The 19402-nt window shown below is 63.4% G+C and carries 17 protein-coding genes; 9 read left to right on the top strand and 8 right to left on the bottom strand.

The features are described 5' to 3' along the window. Positions 1-19: 19 nt before the first annotated feature. From KT882_RS01810 to KT882_RS01800, 3 genes are all read right to left on the bottom strand, one after another. The gene (locus KT882_RS01810) at positions 20-2452 is read right to left on the bottom strand and encodes a beta-galactosidase (RefSeq protein WP_228894203.1); all 2433 of its coding nucleotides are present in this window, start codon (positions 2450-2452) and stop codon (positions 20-22) included. Positions 2453-2561: 109 nt separating this feature from the next. Further along, a complete protein-coding gene (locus KT882_RS01805) occupies positions 2562-4172 on the bottom strand; it encodes an NAD(P)-binding protein (protein WP_228894202.1) in 1611 nt (536 codons plus the stop codon). Further along, complete coding sequence (locus KT882_RS01800; RefSeq protein ID WP_161070229.1) at positions 4172-5683, bottom strand: polyamine aminopropyltransferase; 1512 nt, start codon at positions 5681-5683, stop codon at positions 4172-4174. Before KT882_RS01800 ends, KT882_RS01805 begins: the two co-directional genes overlap by 1 nt. Before the next feature lie 61 nt (positions 5684-5744). Here KT882_RS01800 and KT882_RS01795 point away from each other — a divergent pair, with 61 nt between their 5' ends. From KT882_RS01795 to KT882_RS01755, 9 genes are all read left to right on the top strand, one after another. Continuing rightward, complete coding sequence (locus tag KT882_RS01795) at positions 5745-6131, top strand: DUF350 domain-containing protein (RefSeq protein ID WP_228894201.1); 387 nt, start codon at positions 5745-5747, stop codon at positions 6129-6131. Positions 6132-6155: 24 nt separating this feature from the next. Further along, complete coding sequence (locus KT882_RS01790; protein ID WP_228894200.1) at positions 6156-7205, top strand: SPFH domain-containing protein; 1050 nt, start codon at positions 6156-6158, stop codon at positions 7203-7205. A 10-nt stretch (positions 7206-7215) separates the two neighbouring features. After that, a complete protein-coding gene (locus tag KT882_RS01785) occupies positions 7216-8682 on the top strand; it encodes a DUF4178 domain-containing protein (RefSeq protein ID WP_161070232.1) in 1467 nt (488 codons plus the stop codon). After that, on the top strand, positions 8679-8858 hold the full coding sequence (locus KT882_RS01780) for a hypothetical protein (protein WP_161070233.1): 180 nt from the start codon (positions 8679-8681) through the stop codon (positions 8856-8858). The genes KT882_RS01785 and KT882_RS01780 overlap by 4 nt, the downstream gene beginning before the upstream one ends. Continuing rightward, positions 8855-9235: an adenosylmethionine decarboxylase gene (speD, locus tag KT882_RS01775; RefSeq protein ID WP_161070234.1), complete on the top strand. Its 381-nt coding sequence runs from the start codon at positions 8855-8857 to the stop codon at positions 9233-9235. Before KT882_RS01780 ends, speD begins: the two co-directional genes overlap by 4 nt. A 56-nt stretch (positions 9236-9291) precedes the next feature. Beyond that, on the top strand, positions 9292-11892 hold the full coding sequence (locus tag KT882_RS01770) for an NHL domain-containing protein (protein ID WP_161070235.1): 2601 nt from the start codon (positions 9292-9294) through the stop codon (positions 11890-11892). A 289-nt stretch (positions 11893-12181) separates the two neighbouring features. Beyond that, positions 12182-13231 (top strand): ribosome small subunit-dependent GTPase A, encoded by a 1050-nt coding sequence (gene rsgA, locus KT882_RS01765; RefSeq protein ID WP_161070236.1) that lies wholly within the window; start codon positions 12182-12184, stop codon positions 13229-13231. A gap of 164 nt (positions 13232-13395) precedes the next feature. Continuing rightward, positions 13396-13761 (top strand): VOC family protein, encoded by a 366-nt coding sequence (locus KT882_RS01760; protein ID WP_161070237.1) that lies wholly within the window; start codon positions 13396-13398, stop codon positions 13759-13761. A gap of 45 nt (positions 13762-13806) precedes the next feature. After that, complete coding sequence (locus KT882_RS01755) at positions 13807-14358, top strand: hypothetical protein (protein WP_161070238.1); 552 nt, start codon at positions 13807-13809, stop codon at positions 14356-14358. Between the two features lie 24 nt (positions 14359-14382). Here KT882_RS01755 and KT882_RS01750 read toward each other — a convergent pair whose 3' ends face one another. The 5 genes from KT882_RS01750 to atpG all read right to left on the bottom strand — a co-directional run bounded on the left by KT882_RS01750 (position 14383) and on the right by atpG (position 19386). Further along, the gene (locus KT882_RS01750; protein WP_161070239.1) at positions 14383-15450 is read right to left on the bottom strand and encodes an Rpn family recombination-promoting nuclease/putative transposase; all 1068 of its coding nucleotides are present in this window, start codon (positions 15448-15450) and stop codon (positions 14383-14385) included. Positions 15451-15510: 60 nt separating this feature from the next. After that, complete coding sequence (locus tag KT882_RS01745) at positions 15511-16494, bottom strand: hypothetical protein (RefSeq protein ID WP_228894199.1); 984 nt, start codon at positions 16492-16494, stop codon at positions 15511-15513. Positions 16495-16596: 102 nt separating this feature from the next. Then, entirely contained in the window at positions 16597-17019 is a 423-nt protein-coding gene (locus tag KT882_RS01740; RefSeq protein WP_161070241.1) for a F0F1 ATP synthase subunit epsilon, read from the bottom strand. Between the two features lie 61 nt (positions 17020-17080). Then, positions 17081-18481 carry a F0F1 ATP synthase subunit beta gene (gene atpD, locus KT882_RS01735; protein WP_161070242.1) on the bottom strand — a complete coding sequence of 467 codons (1401 nt, stop codon included), beginning with the start codon at positions 18479-18481 and terminating at the stop codon, positions 17081-17083. 29 nt (positions 18482-18510) lie between these two features. Then, positions 18511-19386 carry a F0F1 ATP synthase subunit gamma gene (gene atpG / locus KT882_RS01730; protein ID WP_161070243.1) on the bottom strand — a complete coding sequence of 292 codons (876 nt, stop codon included), beginning with the start codon at positions 19384-19386 and terminating at the stop codon, positions 18511-18513. Positions 19387-19402: the final 16 nt, after the last annotated feature.

Raw genomic sequence — 19402 nt, 5'->3', positions numbered from 1 at the left:
CTCTCCGTTTATGATTTTTTTATGGTTGTACTGCCAGCGTGTAGACCGGCGTGATTTTCACGCCGCGCAGCTGCGCTACCTGCTGCTTGCCGCCGAAATCGGGGCGGCCTTCCTTGGGAAGATAGATGGGCGCGTCGGCGCGCAGCGGCAGCACCGACAAGGCCAGCGGGCCTTTGCCTGCATGCTCCACGGCGAACTGCCAGCCGTAGCCGCTGTAATACCAGTCGTCCAGCATGCGGGTGCCGTTGAACAGGCGGCCGATGTCGCCCACGAAGTCCAGTTCCACCAGCGCGTTCTTCTCGCCTTGCGGCAGGTCGATGCGCCAGGCGGCGGCGTTGCGGAAGGATTCGGGGATAGGCTGCACGGCGGCATGCGCCAGGCCGCCCACCACCACCGGTCCGATATTCTTCGCTTCGCGCACCGGCGTGATCTTCGCTTCCAGGCGGCGCTCAGGCAGCTTGGCATCGAAGGCCTGGAACACGCCGTCCGTGCTGGCGCGCAGCGCCACGCTGGACTTGGGCGCCTTCGGCAGCGCCGGGTAGACGGCGAAGCGGAACGCGGCGTCGCCGTCCGAGCGCATGCGCAGCGCGCCGTTGTCGAACCAGGTCTGCTGCGCGCTCAGCACCAGGCGGCGCTGGCCGGCGAACTGCTCCACCGTCATGCTTTCTGCCTGCTGCGGCGTGAGCACCAGCAGCGTGACGGGCGGCTTTTGCCCGCGCTGTATGGTGACGGCCGCGCCGGTGCCGGGGGTGATGCCCTCGACCACGACATCGCCATCGGCTTCGCTGCCGGCCTTTGCGATACGCGCGCCGGGCGCGGACAGGCGATTCGCTGCTGCGCCTTCAAACGCCAGCTCCACCGGCACGCCGGCGTTGGCGGCGAACACATAGGTGATGCCTGCCTTGCCGTTGTCCAGGCGCGCCACCGGCTGCACGGTGGCGTAGGACAGGCGGGTGCCGTCCAGGTCCATATTCACAGGCCAGATGAAGTAGCTGCCATTGGCCACATCCACCGGCTGGCGCGGGAAGGTCTTGGTACTACCGGGCAGCTGTACCGAAAAACGCAGCTGCTTTTGCGCCGGCATGGCGTACTGGCGCACGTGGTTGCTGACAAAAAGGAAACCGCTGTCGCCCTTGCTGCGCAAGGCGAAACGCGGCGTGGCCAGGTCTTCCGGGCCGGCCGGCGTCACATCCGGCTTGCGCACCGTCATGGGCGCCAGGCGGTCGCCGAAATCGCGCATGAACAGATGGTAGGGGCGCAGCTTGGCCAGCACGGGACGCTGCTGGCCGTCCGGGCCGAGCGGCGCCTGGAAGTCGTAGCTGATCATCGGCGTGTCGTTGTAGCCGCCGGACAGCGAGCTTTCTTCCAGCGAGGTCAGGTCCATGGGATTGCGGCCGCCGTGGAACATGTAGTAGCCGATCAGGTTCACGCCGGAGCCCAACTGCACCGGCAGCATGGACGCGATATCGTCCGGCGACACCACGGTGCGGCGGCGGTACATGAACGGCAGGCCCGCGCCGTATTCCGCGCCCAGGAAGGGTGTGCTTTCCATGTCGGTGTCGGCCGTGCCCTTGCCCTTGCGCGAGGTCTGCGCGCCCAGGTCGCCGCTCACGCGGCTGTCGAAGCGGAAGGCGTAGGTTTCCTTGGGCGGCAGTTCCTTGGTGCTCTTGGCCCAGGGTTCGTCCGGGTAGCCGCCGAACACCGGCGTTACTTCGCCGGACGGGTAAACGGTCTGGTCCCAGCCGGTGACGGTGTACAGCGGCACATCCACGCCGGCCTTGCGCGCGAGCGCCTTGAGCGCGCTGATGTGCGCGGCGCCCTCGCCCGGGCCGTCCAGGTTGTATTCGTTCTCCAGCTGCACGCCGATCACCGGGCCGCCGTCCTTCCACAGCAAGCCCTTGATCTGCGCGGCGGTCTGCTGGTACAGGCGCTCCGCATGGCTCATGTATTGCGGGTCGTTGCTGCGGGTGGGCATGGCGTTCACCACCCAGTCGGGGATGCCGCCGTAGCGCACTTCGGCATGCACCCACGGCCCCATGCGCACCACAACTTCCAGCCCGGCCTTGGCGGCCAGCTGCACGAAGCGGCGCAGGTCGCGCTGGCCCTTCCAGTCGAACTGGCCGTCGCGCTGTTCGTGGTGGGACCAGATCACGTAGGTGGCGACAACGTCGATGCCGGCCGCCTTCATTTTGCGCAGCTCCGTTTCCCATTCGGCGGCGGGAGTGCGGGTGTAGTGGAACTCGCCCATCACCGGCAGCCACGGCTTGCCGCCGCGGGTCAGGTACTGGCTGTTGACGCCCAGCTTGACGCCGGCAGGCGACACGGATGCGCCCATTTGCAGCTGGTTTTCAAGCGGGGTTTTGGCGGGGGCGCTGGCGTCGATGCGCAGCAGTGTTTCAGCGTTGGCCATGCCTGCGGCCAGCAACACGCCTAGTGCGTATGCTTTGTTCATTACTCTCTCCGGGAATCTAGTTATGGTTATTGCCAGCGAGTGTAAGTTCCGCAGCTACTATGGAAATATGAATAATCACGCAAGATCTATACAATAATCACATAGGTGATTATTTCGCCGCCAGCTGCGCGGCGCGGCAGCCCCACCACGCGGCCTCCTCGAAAACGGAAAAGCCCGACAGGTCGGCATGCGCAAAGAGGATGGGGCCATCGATTTCGCGCAGCGCTTTCAGGCCGGAATTGCTGCGGAAGCCGGGCAGCGGCGCCGCCATGGCGTGTCCGCGCAGCGTGATGTCCACGCGTTCAACGCAGGACGCGAACTGGGCGCCGTAGGCCATCTTCAGATCGGCGCTGGCCAGCTCCAGCAGCTCGGCCGGCGTGGCCGTCACCATCCAGCGGCGCGCGCTCACTGGCGTGCGGTGGGACAGCGCCACGTAGGCGCTGAACACGGTTTTCTCCGGCGGCGTAACGCGGATGTCCTGATGCGTGGACACCACAAACCCCAGTCCCGGCTCCTGGTAGACCACGTTGTCCCACGCCAGCGGCGCGCGCGGCAGTTCCTCCGGAAAGCGCTTGAGCAGGAAATTGGCCACCATCCACGGCGAATAGACGGGCGTGTCGCGCTGCGGCTCGTAGCCCATTTCGCGTATGCCTTCCACCACGCGCTCGGCCACGTACAGCGGCATGGCGCAAATCGCCTTGCGCGCTTTCATCAGGTAGCTGCGGGGCTTGCCGTTTTCAAGACGGAAGCACAGCGCTTCGATGCCTGCGTTCGTGCGCTTCAGCGACACCACGGTGCCGCCCACGCGCTTCACGCCGGAAGCGCGCTCCATGCCGGAAGCCAGCGGCTGCAAGCCGCCCGGCCAGGTGAGCCAGGTGCCGTTTTCCGCATTGGCGGCGTGGCCCCAGCGGCTGCAGTAGTAGTGCAGGCCTGCCCAAGCGGACACCTGGTCGTAGCGCGCGCCGTAGTCGTCGCGGCAGCAGTAGTTCAGATACCAGTGCAGCGTGGGCGACTGGTAGCCGTTCCGCTCCAGCCACTGCTTGAGCGTGATGCCATCCAGCTTGCGCCACTCGGGATCCTCCGAGGACTGCACGGTGGGGAAGACGAAAATCCGGCGCCCGTCGCTGCCGCGCGTCTGGCGCAGGCGCTCCACTTCGGCGAAAAAGCGCTTGTGCTCCGCCAGTTCCCCGGGCGGCACGCCTTCGGTGGGAATAAAGCCCTCTTGCCATTTTCCCTTGTACAGCAGGCGTTCTTCCGGCGCGTGCAGCAGGAAACGCTCGTCGTAGTACGGCTTTTCACCAAAGGGATCGCGCTGGATCACGCCCAGGTCCGCCAGGATTTCGCGCACATGGACGGACTCCGGCGAGGGCAGCGGCAGGTAGTGGCCGCCGGTGGGATATTCAAGGTCGCCGAAGCGGCCGCCGGCCGCGTTGCCATAGGGCTGGGGGCCATCCACCATCAGGAAGTCCTTGTTCCCCAGCTTGTTCAGCTTCCACGCAGCCGACATGCCGCCGATGCCGGAACCGAAGATGGCGACGTCCGTTTCCAGCACCTCGGACGGCGGCGGCAAGGCGTGCCGGTCGCGCATAAAGTGGCCTTCGTCGCGGCCGGGGAAATGCAGCGTGGGCGTGATCTCCTGCCAGCGCTGGAAGGCCGCCACGCTGCCTGCGGCGGCGAGCCCGCTGGCGCCGGCCCAGACCAGGAAGGAACGGCGCAGCATCAGCGTATCACCTGACGCCAGTCCTGCTCGAATTCATGCACGAGGGACTGCGTGTTGAGGCGGTTGGGCTCCATCTTCAGTGGCTTCATATCCGGCGGGAAGATGAACATTTCGCGCGTGGTGTCCGCGTTCAGGTAGCGCATTGGCAGCTTGTAGGAAGTGGGTGGCATGTATTCCAGCTGCGGCGACGCCAGGATGAAGCCCCATTCGCCGAACGAAGGAACGTAGGCGTGGTAAGGGTGGGTTGCGAGACCCACCTCGTTCAGCGTGGAATTGACGGTCCAGTAGGCATGCGGCGCGAAGAACGGCGAGGTGGACTGCACCACCACCAGGCCCTTGGCCGCCAGGTGCTTCTTGACCAGGCCGTAGAAGGGCACCGAGTACAGCTTGCCCAGCGCGAAGCTGGATGGATCGGGGAAGTCGATGATGACGGCGTCGAACATCTCGGTGGAGTTCTGCAGCCACACCGCCGCGTCGGCGTTGATGACGCGGGCGCGCTTGTCGCGGAAGGAGCCGCCGTTCAGTTTCACCAGCTCCTCGCGCGTGGTGAAGGCGCCTGTCATGGCCGGGTCCAGGTCTACCACGGTGGCCTGCTCGACGTTGGGGTAGCGCAGGATTTCGCGCAGCGCCAGGCCGTCGCCGCCGCCCAGCACCAGCACGCGCCTGGCCCACGGCAGCGCCTCCATCACCGGGTGCACCAGGGCCTCGTGATAGCGGTACTCGTCGCGCGAGGAGAATTGCAGGTTGCCGTTGATGTAGAGGCGCAGGTCGTCCTTCCAGCGCGTGATGACCAGGCGCTGGTAGGGCGTGGTGGTGGAGTAGACGATTTCGTCGCCGAACAGGCCGTGCTCGCCCCAGTGCGTCATGCGGTCCGCCGAGGCGAAGCCGAACAGCAGCACGCACATCACCACGGAGGCCCGCAGCACGCGGCCGGTGACGTTGGCCAGCTCCGCGCGGAACACGTAGATGGTCCACAAGCCAACGCCGACATTGAGCATGCCGAACAGGAAGCCGGTGCGCACCAGCCCCAGGTAAGGCGCCAGCACCAGCGGAAACAGCAGCGACACGGCCAGCGCGCCCAGGTAGTCGAAGGTCAGCACGCGGCTGACCAGTTCACTGAATTCGGTATTGCGCTCGTTCAGCGCGCGCATCACCAGCGGCACTTCCATGCCCACCATGCAGCCGATCATGAACACGGTGGTGTACAGCAGGCCTCGGAACGGCGCGGTCATCCACGAGAAGGTGAGGAACAGCAGCGCGGCAGAAACGCCGCCGATCAGGCCCACGGCCAGTTCGATGTCGACGAAGCGCGCCAGCACGTCCTCGTCCTTCACGTATTTGGACAGGTGGGCGCCCACGCCCATGGCAAACAGGTAGCAGCCGATGATGGTGGAGAATTGCAGGATGGAGTCGCCCAGCAGATAGCTGGACAGCGCGCCGGCGATCAGTTCGTAAGCCAGGCCGCAGGATGCCACCACGAAGACGGACAGGATCAGAATCTTTTTTGTCATGTGGGTGCGAATGTCTTATGATGAACAATTATCAGGATAGCCACTTTAACCGAGGAACGCCGTGCCGCCCATCCTAAACTATGTGATACACCTGTTTTTGGCCGCTTTGCTGCTGGTGATGTTCTTTATGATCTACACCCGCCTCACGCCCTACAACGAGGTGCTGCTGATCAGGCAGGGGAACAACGCGGCGGCGCTGTCGCTGGGCGGCGCGCTGCTCGGCTTCTCGATGACCATCGCTTCCAGCCTGATGCACACGGCTGACTACCAGCAGTTTTTCCTGTGGGCCTTCGGCGCCATGGCGGTGCAGATCCTGGCGTACTTCTGCACCACGCGCGCGCTGCGCATGGCGCAAGACCATATTGAATCGGGCAACACCGCGTTTGGCGGCCTGCTGGGCGCCATCTCGCTGTCCATCGGCGCCATCAACGCCGCCTGCATTTCCTGACACCGCACTTTAAGGACGACTATCATGGGCCTCGGCAGCTTTATCAAGAAGCAGTTTATCGACGTTCTGCAATGGACGGAAGACACGGAAGGCGTGCTGGCCTGGCGCTTCCCCATGACGGACATGGAGATCCAGAACGGCGGCGTGCTGGTGGTGCGCGAATCGCAGGTGGCGGTGTTCGTCAACGAAGGCCAGATCGCCGACGTTTTCGGCCCCGGCACCCACACGCTGACCACGCAGACCCTGCCCCTGCTGACCAACCTGAAAAACTGGGACAAGCTGTTCGACTCGCCGTTCAAGTCGGACGTGTACTTCTTCAGCACCCGCGTGCAGACCGGCCGCAAGTGGGGCACGCAGCAGCCCATCACCATCCGCGACAAGGACTTCGACATGATACGGGTGCGCGCCTTCGGCATGTACTCGTACCGCGTGGCCGACCCGCGCAAGTTCTACACCGAATTGAGCGGCACACGAGAGGAATACACGCGCGACAACGTGGAAGAACAGCTGCGCGGCATCCTGATGGCCACCATGGCCAGCTCGCTGGGCGGCGCCAAGGTGGCCTTCCTGGACATGGCCGCCAACCAGGCGCTGATGGCGCAGGAAGTGCGCGGCGACCTGGCCGACGCCTTCGCACGCTACGGCATAGGCCTGGATGAATTCAACGTGGCCAGCGTGAGCCTGCCGGAAGAACTGCAAGCCGCGCTGGACGAGCGCATCTCGGCCGGCATGAAGGGCGGCCTGAGCGCGGACAAACTGAGCGGCTTCACCAAGTTCCAGACCGCCACCGCCATTCCGCTGGCGGCGCAGAACGAAGGCGGGATCGCCGGCATAGGCGCGGGCCTGGGCGCGGGCGTGATGCTGGGGCAGGCCATGGGACAGGCGGTCGGTTCCACGCTGGCGCCGGCCAGCTCGCATCCCGCAACGGCGGCCGCGCCGGCCGCCGCAGCGCCGGCCGAAGACGGCATCGAAGCGCGCCTGGAAAAACTCAAAGGCCTGCTGGACAAAGGCCTGATCTCGGCCGCCGACTACGACAGCGCCAAGTCCGAGCTGCTCAAGAAACTGATAGGCTAAGACCGCGTACATGCAAATCGTTTCCTGTCCCAGCTGCGGCGCGGAAGTCAAATTCCGCTCGCACGCCTCGGTCATGGCCGTGTGCGAGTACTGCAATACCCGCGTGCTGAAGGATGCGGACGCGGTCAAGGACCTGGGCAAGATCTCCTCCGTGCTGGAGGACTATTCGCCGCTGCAGATCGGCACCTCCGGGGTGCTCGGCGGACGCGCGTTCAGCGTGATCGGTCGCATCCAGCTGCGCTATTCGGCCGGCATGTGGAACGAGTGGTATCTGCTGTTCGACGACGGCGCCACCTCCTGGCTGGGCGATTCGTCCGGCCTGTACACCGTCACCACGGCGCGCGAAACGCCGCCGCCGCTGCCCGCCTTCGGCGACCTGCAGGCGGGCGAGATGGTGCGCGTGGGCGGCGAACGGCTGATGGTGTCCGAGGTACGCGTGGCCGACTGCATAGGCGGCCAGGGCGAATTGCCTTTCAAAGTGGGCGAAGGCTGGCAGGCCAGGGTGGCCGACTTCCGGCGCGGCGCCAGCTTCGTCACGCTCGATTATTCGGACGGCGACGAGCCCGTGGTGTACACCGGCGTGTCGGTCACGCTGGAGGCCATGCAATGCCAGCTGCTGCGCGACGAGGACCAGATCGAGCGCAGCGCCGGGCGCTATCGCGGCAAGCTGTCCGCGCTGGACTGCCCTGCCTGCGGCAACGCCATCAACTACCTGCCCGGCCAGACCGCCAACCTGCTGTGCCCCGCCTGCCATGCGCAGATCGACGCGGCCAGCCCCAAGGCGCAGGTGCTGGCGGCCGGCGAACAGGTGGACGCCATGCGCCCCACCCTGCCGCTGGGCGCCGAGGCCGACATCAACAAGCAGCGCTACCGCGTGATCGGCTTCATGCTGCGCGAGGACGACGAGGGCGCGCGCTGGACCGAGTACCTGATCTCCAATCCGCGCGCGGGATTCAGCTGGCTGGTGGAAACCGACGAAGGCTGGTGGCGCGCCGGCGTGCTGCCCGAGTGGCCGGCGTGGGAGCGCACCAGCGCGGACAGCGTGGTGCTGGACAAGGTTACCTTCGACAAGCTGTACGACTACGGCGCCACCGTGGTGTACGCGGCGGGCGCCTTCAACTGGCGCGTGCAGGTGGGCGACCATACCCATGTATACGAATTTGAACGCGGCCAGACCCGGCTGGCGGCGGAACTGACGGGCGAGGAGCTGACCTGGTCGCGCTCGACCCGCGTGGCCAACGACCAGATCAACGCCTGGTTCGGGCTCAAGACCAAAGGCAAACCGCCCGGCGCGCCGCCGCAAAAAGGCCGCTATGCCAGCGCCGCCAAAAAATTCATCATGGTGATGCTGGCCGTGAACGCCATTCCGCTGCTGGTGAACTTCGGCGGTTCGCTGGTCTTCAACCTGCTCGGCGCGCTGGCCATCTACCTGCCGGCGCTGTTCCTGGACTCCATCGATAAAGGGGACAAGTCTTGAACCGCTATCTGGTTTACGCACTGGTGGTGTTCACCATGACCAGCTGCAGCAGCTGGGCGCGCATGTTCGGCTCGTCGAGTTCGGGCTACAGCGGCGGCTCGGGCTGGAGTTCGCACACGGGCGGCGGCGGCGGCAGCTACGGCGGCGGCTCGGGCGGTGGCGGAGGCCACAAGTGAGCGAAGCCGATCCACAGGCGGTCCACCTCGCGGCCGGCAGCCATTTGCTGGCAGACCTGTCCGGCATCGAGGCCAGCCGCCTGGGCGACTGCGACGAGCTGGAAGCGCTGCTGCGCTCTGCCGCGGCGGCGGCCGGCGCGCGCGTGCTGCACAGCCATTTCCACGGTTTCGGCGCCGGCATGGGCGTAACCGGGGTGGTTTTACTCGCCGAATCCCACATTTCCATCCATACCTGGCCGGAAAACGGCTTCGCGGCAGTGGATATCTTCATGTGCGGCGCCAGCCAGCCGCGCAAGGCGCTGGACGTGATCCAGGCGGCGCTGGCCCCGCATTCCTGCGTGCTGCACACGGTGCGCCGCGCCGCCGCGCCCGAATAACAATCGGTTTTAAATAAAATGCAATAATAGGCCTTTTTTTCCACTAGGAAACTCAAATGGCCTATCAATTCTGGACTGCGGCAGCTACCGCAGCGCTCCTGCTGAGCGCCTGCGGCGGCGGCACGTCCGATACCGCCGAGGCCCCGGCCGCCAGGCAGCGCCTGGGCGGCGCCGTGGCCGGCACGGCGGCGGCCAGCACGCTGAGCATCTACGGTCCCAGCACCAATTACAGCATCACGCAGCAAAATGGCGTCTACACGGTGACCCACCTGGCCGGTGCCGAGCCGGTACGCACGCTGGCGGACGGCAGCCGCATCCAGTTCAGCGACACCAGCATCGCGCTCGACACGGGCGGTATACCGGGCCAGGTGTACCGCATCTACCAGGCTGCGTTCAACCGCACGCCGGACGCCGCCGGCCTGGGCTACTGGATGAGCCAGATGGACCAGGGCGCCAGCCAGATCGACGTGGCTTCGGCCTTCATCCGCAGCGGCGAATTCATCGCGCTGTACGGCGCCGATCCCGACCCGCAAACCCTGGTCTCCAAGATCTATTTCAACGTGCTGCACCGCGCCCCGGAAAAGGCCGGCCTCGACTACTGGGTCGGCGTGCTGCTGGCGGGCGCCGCGCGCGGCGACGTGCTGTCGGCCATCGCGCAGAGCAAGGAGAACCAGGACCTGCTGGCGCCCGCCATGGCGAACGGCATCCGCTACACCGCCTCCTATCCGGCCAGCATCTCGCTGCTGGCCGGCGACGGCGTGTCGGCGGGCGACGAGGACGGCGCGCTGGGTTCGGCGCGCTTCATCGGCCTGACGGCGCTGGGCGCCGATGCGGCCGGCAATATCGCCTTCATCGACGGCAACCGCATCCGCAAGCTCAGCGCGCAAGGCCAGATCACCACGGTGGCCGGAAACACCAGCCGGGGCTTTGCCGACGGCACCGGCAGCGCCGCCAGCTTCTCCGTTCCGTCCGACGTGGAACTGGACGCGGCGGGCAATATGTACGTCAGCGACACGCAGAACAAGGCCATCCGCAAGATCACGCCGGCCGGCGTGGTCACCACCCTGGCCGGCGGCGTGGCCGCGGCCCAGCCGGTGGACGGCCCGGCCGCCCAGGCGCGCTTCACCAGCCCGGGGGCGATGGAAGTGACGCCGGACGGCACGGTATTCGTGCTGTCCGGACACGCGCTGCGCAAAATCACGCCGCAGGGCGTGGTCTCCACGCTGGCCGGCAGCGAGCTTGAGACCGGCAGCAGCGACGGCCAGGGCAGCGCCGCGCGCTTCTCCACCCCGAAAGGCCTGGCGCTGGACAGCGCCGGCAATATCTACGTGGCCGACGCCGGCAACTACACGATACGCAAGGTCACGCCGGCGGGCCTGGTCAGCACCATACTCGGCCTGGCGGGCGCGCGCGGCCGCACCGACGGCAGCCGCAGCGACGCGCGCCTGTGGCTGCCCTGGTCGGTGGCCGTAACCGGTGACGGCACCGTGTATGTGGCCGAACTGACCGGCGGCGCGCTGCGCAAGATGACGCCGGACGGCCAGGTCACCAGCCCCATCAGCCGCGCCCCCGAGCTGGGCGAGTTCGACGAATCCACCCAGGTGGACGGCCCCCTGGGCCAGGCGCGCGCCAAGCTGCCCTCCGATCTGGTGCTCGATGCCGCCGGCAACCTGACCTTCCTCGACGTCAGCCTGATACGCAAAATCAGCAACGGCGTGCTCGCCACGGTGGCGGGCAGCGCGCGCGAGACCATCAGCGTCAACGGCACGCGCCAGCAAGCCCGCTTCCGCGAGATCTCGGCCTTGCAGCCGGACAAAAAGGGCAATGTCTACGTGGCCGACAGCTACAGCGCGGTGCGCAAGATTGCGGCCGACGGCACGGTCAGCACCGTGGCCGGCGCCCTGAACCAGCTGGGCAAGGTGGATGGCCCGGCTGAGACGGCGCGCTTTTACTTCGCGATGGGCCTGGCGCTGGACCCGTCCGACAATCTGTATGTGTCGGACTGGAGCTATAAAGTGCGCAAGATCACGCCAGCCGGCGTGGTCAGCAGCCACAGCGGCACCGGCGCCGCCGGCAAGCTGGACGGCGCGGGCGGCAGCATAGGCCAGACGCGCGGCCTGGTCTGGAACGCCGCTACCGGGACGCTGGCCCTGGCCGACACCAGCAACCACATGCTGCGCGAAGTCAACGGCGCCACGCTGTCGACCATCCTCGCCTATCCCGAGCCCGAACTCGGCCCGACGCTGGACACGCCGACCGACGTGGCGGTGGTCGGCAAGAGCTACTACATCGTGGACCAGCGCAGCAGCGAAGTCCGCCGGGTGGAGAAGGGCGGGCGCAGCCAGCTGTTTGCCGGCGCGACCAATGTGCCGGGCTACGCGGACGGCAAAGGCAATGCGGCGCGCTTCAACGGCCCGACCGGCATCGCCGCCGACAGCCAAGGCAATCTGTATGTGGCCGACAGCGGCAACCACGTGATCCGCAAGATCACGCCGGACGGCACCGTCAGCACGGTGGCGGGCACCTACGGCCGCTCCGGCCTGCGGACCGGCAGCCTGCCAGGCGGCCTCTACCTCCCGCGCGCCATCCGCCTGATCGATGACAAGACGCTGGTGGTCGATTCCGACCGCAACGTGGTCAAAATCTCTCTGCCATAAGAGCACAGGGCGCCGCCTGCTTCAGGCGGCGCCAATTGACCAGGCTAGCCAGCCGTGCCACACTGGCACTTCCCTTCACCGCCACAGGAGAAAACCATGCGCCAAGTTGACATTGCCCTCCTGCCGGCTGCCTGATCTTCCACCGCCCTCCTCCGCTTTAACCGAGCTGGTGTTGCGCCGCGCCCGATCACGCGCCGGCCTATCCCTGATTTTTCGCGCCTCCGCACTTCGCGGATGGCTGTGCTCGCGCGCGCCGCGAGCGGCCTCGAATACAGGAACACCACTCATCATGATCGAATTCAATTTCGAAGTTTTACGCCGCATCGGATTTAATCAATTCACCGCCAGCCAATTGGCCGGACTGGAACCCGCAGCGGAAGGCGCCCGCCTGATGCGTTTGACGGAAGTCCAGCGCGACTGGCTTACCGTCCACGACGGCAACGCCGAATATAAAGCCCGCGCCCTGCCGCGATTAATTGCTGAATGCACGCTGTCCGTTGGCGACTGGCTCGTTTTGGAAAACAACAGCCACAATGAGCTGTGGATAAGCCAGCAGTTACCCCCAGCCAATCACATTTCCCGCCGTTCGGCCGACGGCCACAGGCAATCCATCGCCAGCAATATCGATACAGCATTGCTGGTAATGGGACTGGATCAAGATTTTAATCTCCGGCGGCTGGAGCGATATATTGCGATGGTGCAATCGGCAGAAATCTCTCCTGTAATCGTATTGACCAAAGCGGATATAGCCGTAGATATTAATGAGCATTTATATGATATCCGTAGGCGGATTCCTTCCCATATTCCAGTGACCTGCATAAATGCATTAAGCCGGGATGCAATAAACGAACTGGCTCCGTGGTTAGGCGCCGGACAAACTTTATGCCTGCTTGGTTCATCGGGAGCAGGAAAATCCACCCTCACAAATACATTAAGCGCATCGCATCAGGAAACGGGAGGTATTAGAAAAGGCGATGGCCGGGGACGCCATACCACAACGGCGCGTTCCCTGCATTTATGCGCCGATGGCACGTGTATTATCGATACGCCGGGATTGCGCACCTGGTGTCCGGATGCGGACGAAGAAACTCTGGCTTCCGTATTTACCGATATCGAATTGCTCGCCTCCGATTGCCAATTCCGTGACTGCCGCCACGAATCTGAACCGGGATGCGCAGTGCGGGGGAATATCCATGCCGACCGGCTATTAAATTATCACAAGCTGTTGCGGGATGCCCAGCGCAGCCAGCAAACGCCTCTGGAACGCATTGCTGAAAAAGCGAAGTGGAAAGTGATAAACAAGGCCGGAACCGCCCGCAGCCGCGACAAGCGGAACTAAGCGGGCTGAGGGGCGGATTTCCGCCCCTTTTTGCCTTTTTTCGCCATTTTCATGCCAGCTTCTAGCTTGATCGTGCTCGAAGTGTGCATACCGGCCGCAGCACGCTTGAATGCGCGGCCCAATGAGCCTACGCTATAGAGATCAACTCAGCTTGGGAGGCGGCGATGGCTTTATTGAAGGTGGGACAAATTGCGATGTCGGTATCCGATGCGGACCGGGCCGAAAAGTTTTATGGCGAGACGCTGGGATTACACAAGCTCTACCGTTTTGGCGAGCGGTTGTTTTTCAGCTGTGATGGCGTGCGGCTAATGCTGGAAGGCACAAGCCGCAAGGTCGAACCGGCGCAAGGAACGTGTATTTACTTCACAGTGAAAGACATAGACGCGGTGGCGGACAAATTGAAATCAAAATCCGTTCCTTTCGACGGAACGCCGCATTTAGTGGCAAAGATGTCGGACCACGAATTATGGATGGCATTTTTCCGGGATCCGGACGGCCATTTATTGGCTCTAATGGAGGAAAAGCGCTGATTTCTGGTACCATGCGGGTAGTTCAAACATTTACCGGTCTCGCTTATGCGCCGCTACGCTCCATTATCCCTGCTATTTGCCCTTGCCGCTTGCGGCGATAATTACACGCCTGTCGATTTGTACCAGGCCAAGACGCCGGATTGCAAGAATTGGGCGGATGAATCGCGCTTTGATCTGCCCAAGGGTATCTCCGTTACTGCGACTGCGCCGGCTGCGTTGCCGGAAGGCGGTGTGGAGATAGGCCTGGTATATATGTTGCCCAGAAATACGCAAACGCAATTTACCAGCCGGGCGTTCAAGATCTCCCAGCCCAAAGGCGCGCCTTTGGCAACGGCGGAAATCGCCAGCATTTACCAGCGCGGCACCAGTGCGCGGCCGGAAATAGTGGAGGTCATTAAGGAAATGCCTGTGCTGATGGTGGCCACCGCGACATCGGACGCCACGCAAGTCCGCTTCAGGCTGCAATTCAAAGGCAAGCTGCCGGAGCGCTTCGATTTTACGCCACCGGTCATGGTGATTAACCGCGACCGGTATCCGGTCCGCACCTTTACCTACCGTTATTTCGAAGACCGCAAAGCCTACGGCATGTGTTCCTGACCGCCGCGCGCAGTCGGGCTTTATTTAGGCAGCCGGCTCAAGCAGTTGCCGCGGGCACTCGCCATTGATAACCTGATCCACCCATTGCTGCAGCAACTCCGGCTTGGCCGCTTCGATCTTTGCGGCCGCCTCCGGCGCCAGCGGTCCGGCCTGCCGTTCCAGCAAGCGCAGCAAAACATCCCTTAGCGCCATGGCGCGCCCAGACTGAACGCCCTGTTCAAGACCCTGTTCAAGACCCTGTTCGAGACCCTGTTCACGCCCTTGTTCAAGGCCCTGTTCGCGCCCCTGTTCGATGCCTTCCTGCAGGGTCTCGTAGCGCAATGCGTCGATAAACGTATCAAACTGTTTGCCGTGCATGGTGCGTACCTCCTCCAGCGTGCTGTCCACATGTATGGTAATCCCCTTGAAGCGCCGCCGCAAATGCGCTGTCACCCATTGCGTTATTGTGCGGCGCAGGCTCTCGCCGGGATGCAAGTCCAGCCAGCTCGCAATGCTGGCCAGCGCTGATGGCAGGCGGTGCGCCGTCCCCAAGTGCGTGCACTCGAACAATGCTGTCAGCACATTGGTGGGCTTGCCGCTCTCCACCAGCGCCAGGCGCCGCACAAGATCCAGGAGCAAGTATGGCTGCTCGCGCTGATAGCGCCTCAACCCGGCGGGCCGCAGCCGTCTTCCCACGCCGGGCGGCCAGGCAGGAACACCGCCATACACTACCAACGGCAACACTGGCGGCAATGGCACGCTGGGCCGCAAACGTCCCTGCTTGAACAAGTCCTGATACAGCAGGCCTATATAGACTTGCATGCGCTCGGCCATCCAGCGGTCCGGCTGGGACTGGAATTCGAGCACAAGATAAAAATCGTCCTCGCCGCCCGGTGCTTGAATGTGCCACACCATATCGTCGTGGCGCTGACGGCCGCCGTCGCTGGCATAGCTGGCGTTGACGCGCTCGCAGGCCTGTGTTTTCAGCCGCCGGGACCAGCGCCGCGGCAAACACAGGGCCAGCAACTCGCACACCAGTTCAGGATGGGCGAACAATTGCTTGTAACTCGTGTCGTGGTCGAGCCGCATCCGGAAATTGTAGCGGCCGCCCACGCTGGCGAAACGCCTCCCGGCGTAGACAGTTTGATCCGCCTCAACAGTGCCGTATGTTTGCTACGGCGTCTTCAGCTGGCCGCTCGCGGGGGTGGCTTGCCGCTTCAGTTCGCCGATGGCGGCCTTGATCAGCGGCCGCGCCTGCGCGCAGCTCAGCCTGGCGAGCTGGGATGGCGTGCGGGTCTTGCCGATTTCCTGGGCCACCAGGTAGCCCAGCATATAGCCGCGCCGGGGCGGCAAACCGTCCACGCTGGCGCCGTCCATGTGGAACAGGCTGCCAAGCTGCTTTTCGTCGCCGCTGTCGAGCACCTGCTCCAGTTGCGCCAGGCTGGTATAAAGCTGGCCCCGGACGCGGGCGGCGCTGCCTTCCGGCAAGTCAAGCAGCATTTCTTTGTCGTTCGCCTGCGGGTTCAGTACCTTGGAGACATAAGTGGCGAGGCCTTCGGTCCACAGGCGCTGCCACAGCACGCTGTCGTCGCAATCGGGCGCCTGCGCCTGGTGGTGAACGTGGAACAGCTCGTGGTGGAAGAACGCGGCCTCGTTGCCGTTGCCGTGGTAGCGCACCATGCCGTCGGCGCCGAAGACCAGGTAGCGCCGGCCGCCGAATTCGCGCAGGCCACCATCCATTTCGCCCAGCGAATGAAGGAAGTAAGTGGTCACTTCCGGCTTAAATTCCGGAAACGCGCTGGTGAAGGTGGCGATATGGCGCGGCAGGTCGGCGTCGAACTGGCTCACCTTGTCCAGATAGGCCTGGCGCTGCTTGCCGAACACCGCGATATTCCGGCGGATGATCTCGTCGTGCTCGGCCTCGCTGCGGCTGCCGGCATAACGCGCCACGTCGTAAAACTCCGGAAACTTCGCGCCCACCTGCGTCTTGAAGGCCTGTACCCGCTCGGACTCGGACAAGCCTTGCGTGCCGTCCCAGAACGCCACAAACTCGCGCGCCAGGCTGTGCACCTCCATCCTGGGCGCCACCGGCGCATCGGCCGCATGGCAAGACAAGGCGGCGCTCAGGCCGAGGCAGGCAAGTATGGATCGCTTCATATGCGTATTTCAAATTTGAAACGAACATTTTGCCATAAAAGCAACATCCGTAAACGTAAAAAAGGCAGCCGAAGCTGCCTTTTTAGCGTCTGCAGGCCGAACTTAGTGTTTGGCGCGCAGTTTGGCGATGGCGGCAAGTTGGCCGATCGCGGAAGCCAGCTCTGCCTGCGCTTTCGCGTAGTCGATGCTGCCAGTGTTGTTGGCCAGCGCTTCTTCCGCCAGTTTCTTGGCGGCCGAGGCTTTGGCTTCATCCAGGTCTGCACCACGGATCGCGGTGTCAGCCAGTACCGTAACGGCGTTCGGCTGCACTTCCAGCAGGCCGCCGGCGACGAAGACGAACTCTTCTTCAGCCTTGCCTGCTACCTTGATGCGTACCGCGCCTGGACGAATACGGGTGATCAGCGGGGTGTGCTTGGGATAGATACCCAGCTCGCCCTGCTCGCCCGGCAACGCGACGAATTCGGCTTCGCCCGAGAAGATCTGCTCTTCCGCGGAAACCACGTCTACGTGTATGGTATTTGCCATGTCTGTCCTATCGGGATGGTGACGGCCCCGCCTTGCAGCGGGGCCGAAGCAAACTCAGCGATTAGCCGAGTTTTTTGGCTTTTTCGATTGCTTCTTCGATCGTGCCGACCATGTAGAACGCTTGCTCCGGCAGGTGATCCAGTTCGCCCGATGCGATCATCTTGAAGCCTTTGATCGTGTCTTTCAGCGAAACGTATTTACCTGGGGAACCGGTGAACACTTCAGCAACGTGGAACGGCTGCGACAGGAAACGCTGCATCTTACGAGCGCGCGATACCAGCAGCTTGTCTTCCGGCGCCAGTTCGTCCATGCCCAGAATCGCGATAATGTCGCGCAGTTCCTTGTAGCGCTGCAGGGTGCCCTGTACGGCACGGGCGGTGTCGTAGTGGTCCTGGCCCACGACCAGCGGGTCCAGCTGGCGCGAGGTCGAATCCAGTGGATCCACTGCAGGGTAGATACCCAGCGAGGCGATGTCACGGGACAGAACAACGGTCGAATCCAGGTGACCAAAGGTGGTCGCTGGCGACGGGTCGGTCAAGTCATCCGCTGGAACGTACACGGCCTGGATCGAGGTGATCGAACCGGTCTTGGTGGAGGTGATACGCTCTTGCAGGCGGCCCATTTCTTCGGCCAGGGTAGGCTGGTAGCCCACTGCGGAAGGCATACGGCCCAGCAGTGCGGATACTTCGGTACCGGCCAGGGTGAAGCGGTAGATGTTGTCCACGAAGAACAGAACGTCTTTGCCTTCGTCACGGAACGCTTCCGCCATGGTCAGACCGGTCAGCGCGACGCGCAGACGGTTGCCTGGTGGTTCATTCATCTGACCGTAGACCATCGCTACTTTGGAGTTCTCCGGGTTTTCCAGGTCAACTACCTTGGCATCGGCCATCTCGTGATAGAAGTCGTTACCTTCGCGGGTACGCTCGCCCACGCCAGCAAACACGGACAGACCCGAGTGCGCTTTGGCGATGTTGTTGATCAGTTCCATCATGTTCACGGTCTTGCCTACACCTGCACCGCCGAACAGACCGACTTTACCGCCTTTGGCGAACGGGCACACCAGGTCGATCACCTTGATGCCGGTTTCCAGCAGGTCTTGCGATGGCGACAGTTCGTCGTATGCAGGCGCCGTGCGGTGGATCGAAGCGATCTGGTCATGGGCCACTGGGCCGCATTCGTCGATCGGGTTGCCCAGCACGTCCATGATACGGCCCAGGGTGGCTTTGCCAACTGGAACCATGATCGGTTTGCCGGTGTTCTGGATCATCATGCCGCGGCGCAGGCCGTCGGACGAACCCAGAGCAATGGTACGGACCACACCGTCGCCCAGCTGTTGTTGTACTTCCAGGGTCAGCTCGGAGCCTTCCATTTTCAAGGCATCAAATACCTTAGGCATCGCGTTGCGTGGAAACTCTACGTCCACCACAGCGCCGATACACTGAACGATTTTGCCATCAGCCATGTTCGTTCCTTCTATATTTAGTTGTTTCGTTAAACCGCAGCCGCACCGGCAACGATTTCGGAGAGTTCTTTGGTAATCGCAGCCTGACGCGTCTTGTTATAGATCAGCTTCAGTTCACCGATGACGCTACCTGCGTTGTCGCTGGCGGCTTTCATCGCCACCATGCGGGCCGATTGCTCGGACGCCAGGTTTTCCGCCACCGCCTGGTATACCAGCGCTTCTACATAGCGCTCCAGCAGTTCATCGATCACGGTTTGCGCATCCGGCTCGTAGATGTAGTCCCACTTGTGGCTACCCTTGTCGGCCTTGATGTTGTCCGCCGTCAGCGGCAGCAGCTGCTGCACTTGCGGCTCTTGCTTCATCGTGTTGATGAACTTGGTATAGCACAGGTACACTGCGTCGAGCTTGCCTTCAGTGAACTTCTCGAGCATGACCTTCACAGGTCCGATCAATTTGTCCAGATGCGGCGTGTCGCCGATCTGCGTTGCTTGCGCAACGACAGGAACGCCAACCCGATTCAAGAACCCCAAACCTTTGTTACCGATGGCGACCGCCTCAACCTTGACGCCGGCCGTTTCCAGCTCGCGCGTTTTCGCCGTCACCATGCGCAGCACGTTGGTGTTCAGGCCACCGCACAGACCCTTGTCGGTCGTGACGATGATGAAACCCACTGCTTTCGCTTCGGTTCCCTGGGCTTGCGCCAGGAACGGGTGCGTGTATTCAGGGTTGGCGCTCGCCAGATTAGCGGCGATATTACGAACCTTGTCACTGTAGGGACGGGCGGCGCGCATGCGATCCTGCGCCTTGCGCATTTTCGATGCGGCGACCATTTCCATCGCCTTGGTGATCTTTTTCGTATTCTCTACGCTTTTGATCTTGCCACGTATCTCTTTGCCTACTGCCATGAGTCCTTACTCCTTC

The sequence above is a fragment of the Pseudoduganella aquatica genome, assembly GCF_020865585.1.
GTDB lineage: Bacteria > Pseudomonadota > Gammaproteobacteria > Burkholderiales > Burkholderiaceae_D > Rugamonas > Rugamonas aquatica_A.
Note: the sequence above shows the minus strand (reverse complement) of the source record. Positions and strands in the feature narration are given on the sequence as shown.

Bases quoted from the DNA above. Each gene is read 5' to 3' on its own strand.
- KT882_RS01790 (WP_228894200.1), top strand. From the start codon at position 6,156: ATGGGCCTCGGCAGCTTTATCAAGAAGCAGTTTATCGACGTTCTGCAA.
- KT882_RS01740 (WP_161070241.1), bottom strand. From the start codon at position 17,019: ATGGCAAATACCATACACGTAGACGTGGTTTCCGCGGAAGAGCAGATC.
- KT882_RS01770 (WP_161070235.1), top strand. From the start codon at position 9,292: ATGGCCTATCAATTCTGGACTGCGGCAGCTACCGCAGCGCTCCTGCTG.
- KT882_RS01800 (WP_161070229.1), bottom strand. From the start codon at position 5,683: ATGACAAAAAAGATTCTGATCCTGTCCGTCTTCGTGGTGGCATCCTGC.
- atpG (WP_161070243.1), bottom strand. From the start codon at position 19,386: ATGGCAGTAGGCAAAGAGATACGTGGCAAGATCAAAAGCGTAGAGAAT.
- KT882_RS01745 (WP_228894199.1), bottom strand. From the start codon at position 16,494: ATGAAGCGATCCATACTTGCCTGCCTCGGCCTGAGCGCCGCCTTGTCT.
- KT882_RS01810 (WP_228894203.1), bottom strand. From the start codon at position 2,452: ATGAACAAAGCATACGCACTAGGCGTGTTGCTGGCCGCAGGCATGGCC.
- KT882_RS01760 (WP_161070237.1), top strand. From the start codon at position 13,396: ATGGCTTTATTGAAGGTGGGACAAATTGCGATGTCGGTATCCGATGCG.
- KT882_RS01755 (WP_161070238.1), top strand. From the start codon at position 13,807: ATGCGCCGCTACGCTCCATTATCCCTGCTATTTGCCCTTGCCGCTTGC.
- KT882_RS01785 (WP_161070232.1), top strand. From the start codon at position 7,216: ATGCAAATCGTTTCCTGTCCCAGCTGCGGCGCGGAAGTCAAATTCCGC.
- KT882_RS01805 (WP_228894202.1), bottom strand. From the start codon at position 4,172: ATGCTGCGCCGTTCCTTCCTGGTCTGGGCCGGCGCCAGCGGGCTCGCC.
- rsgA (WP_161070236.1), top strand. From the start codon at position 12,182: ATGATCGAATTCAATTTCGAAGTTTTACGCCGCATCGGATTTAATCAA.
- atpD (WP_161070242.1), bottom strand. From the start codon at position 18,481: ATGGCTGATGGCAAAATCGTTCAGTGTATCGGCGCTGTGGTGGACGTA.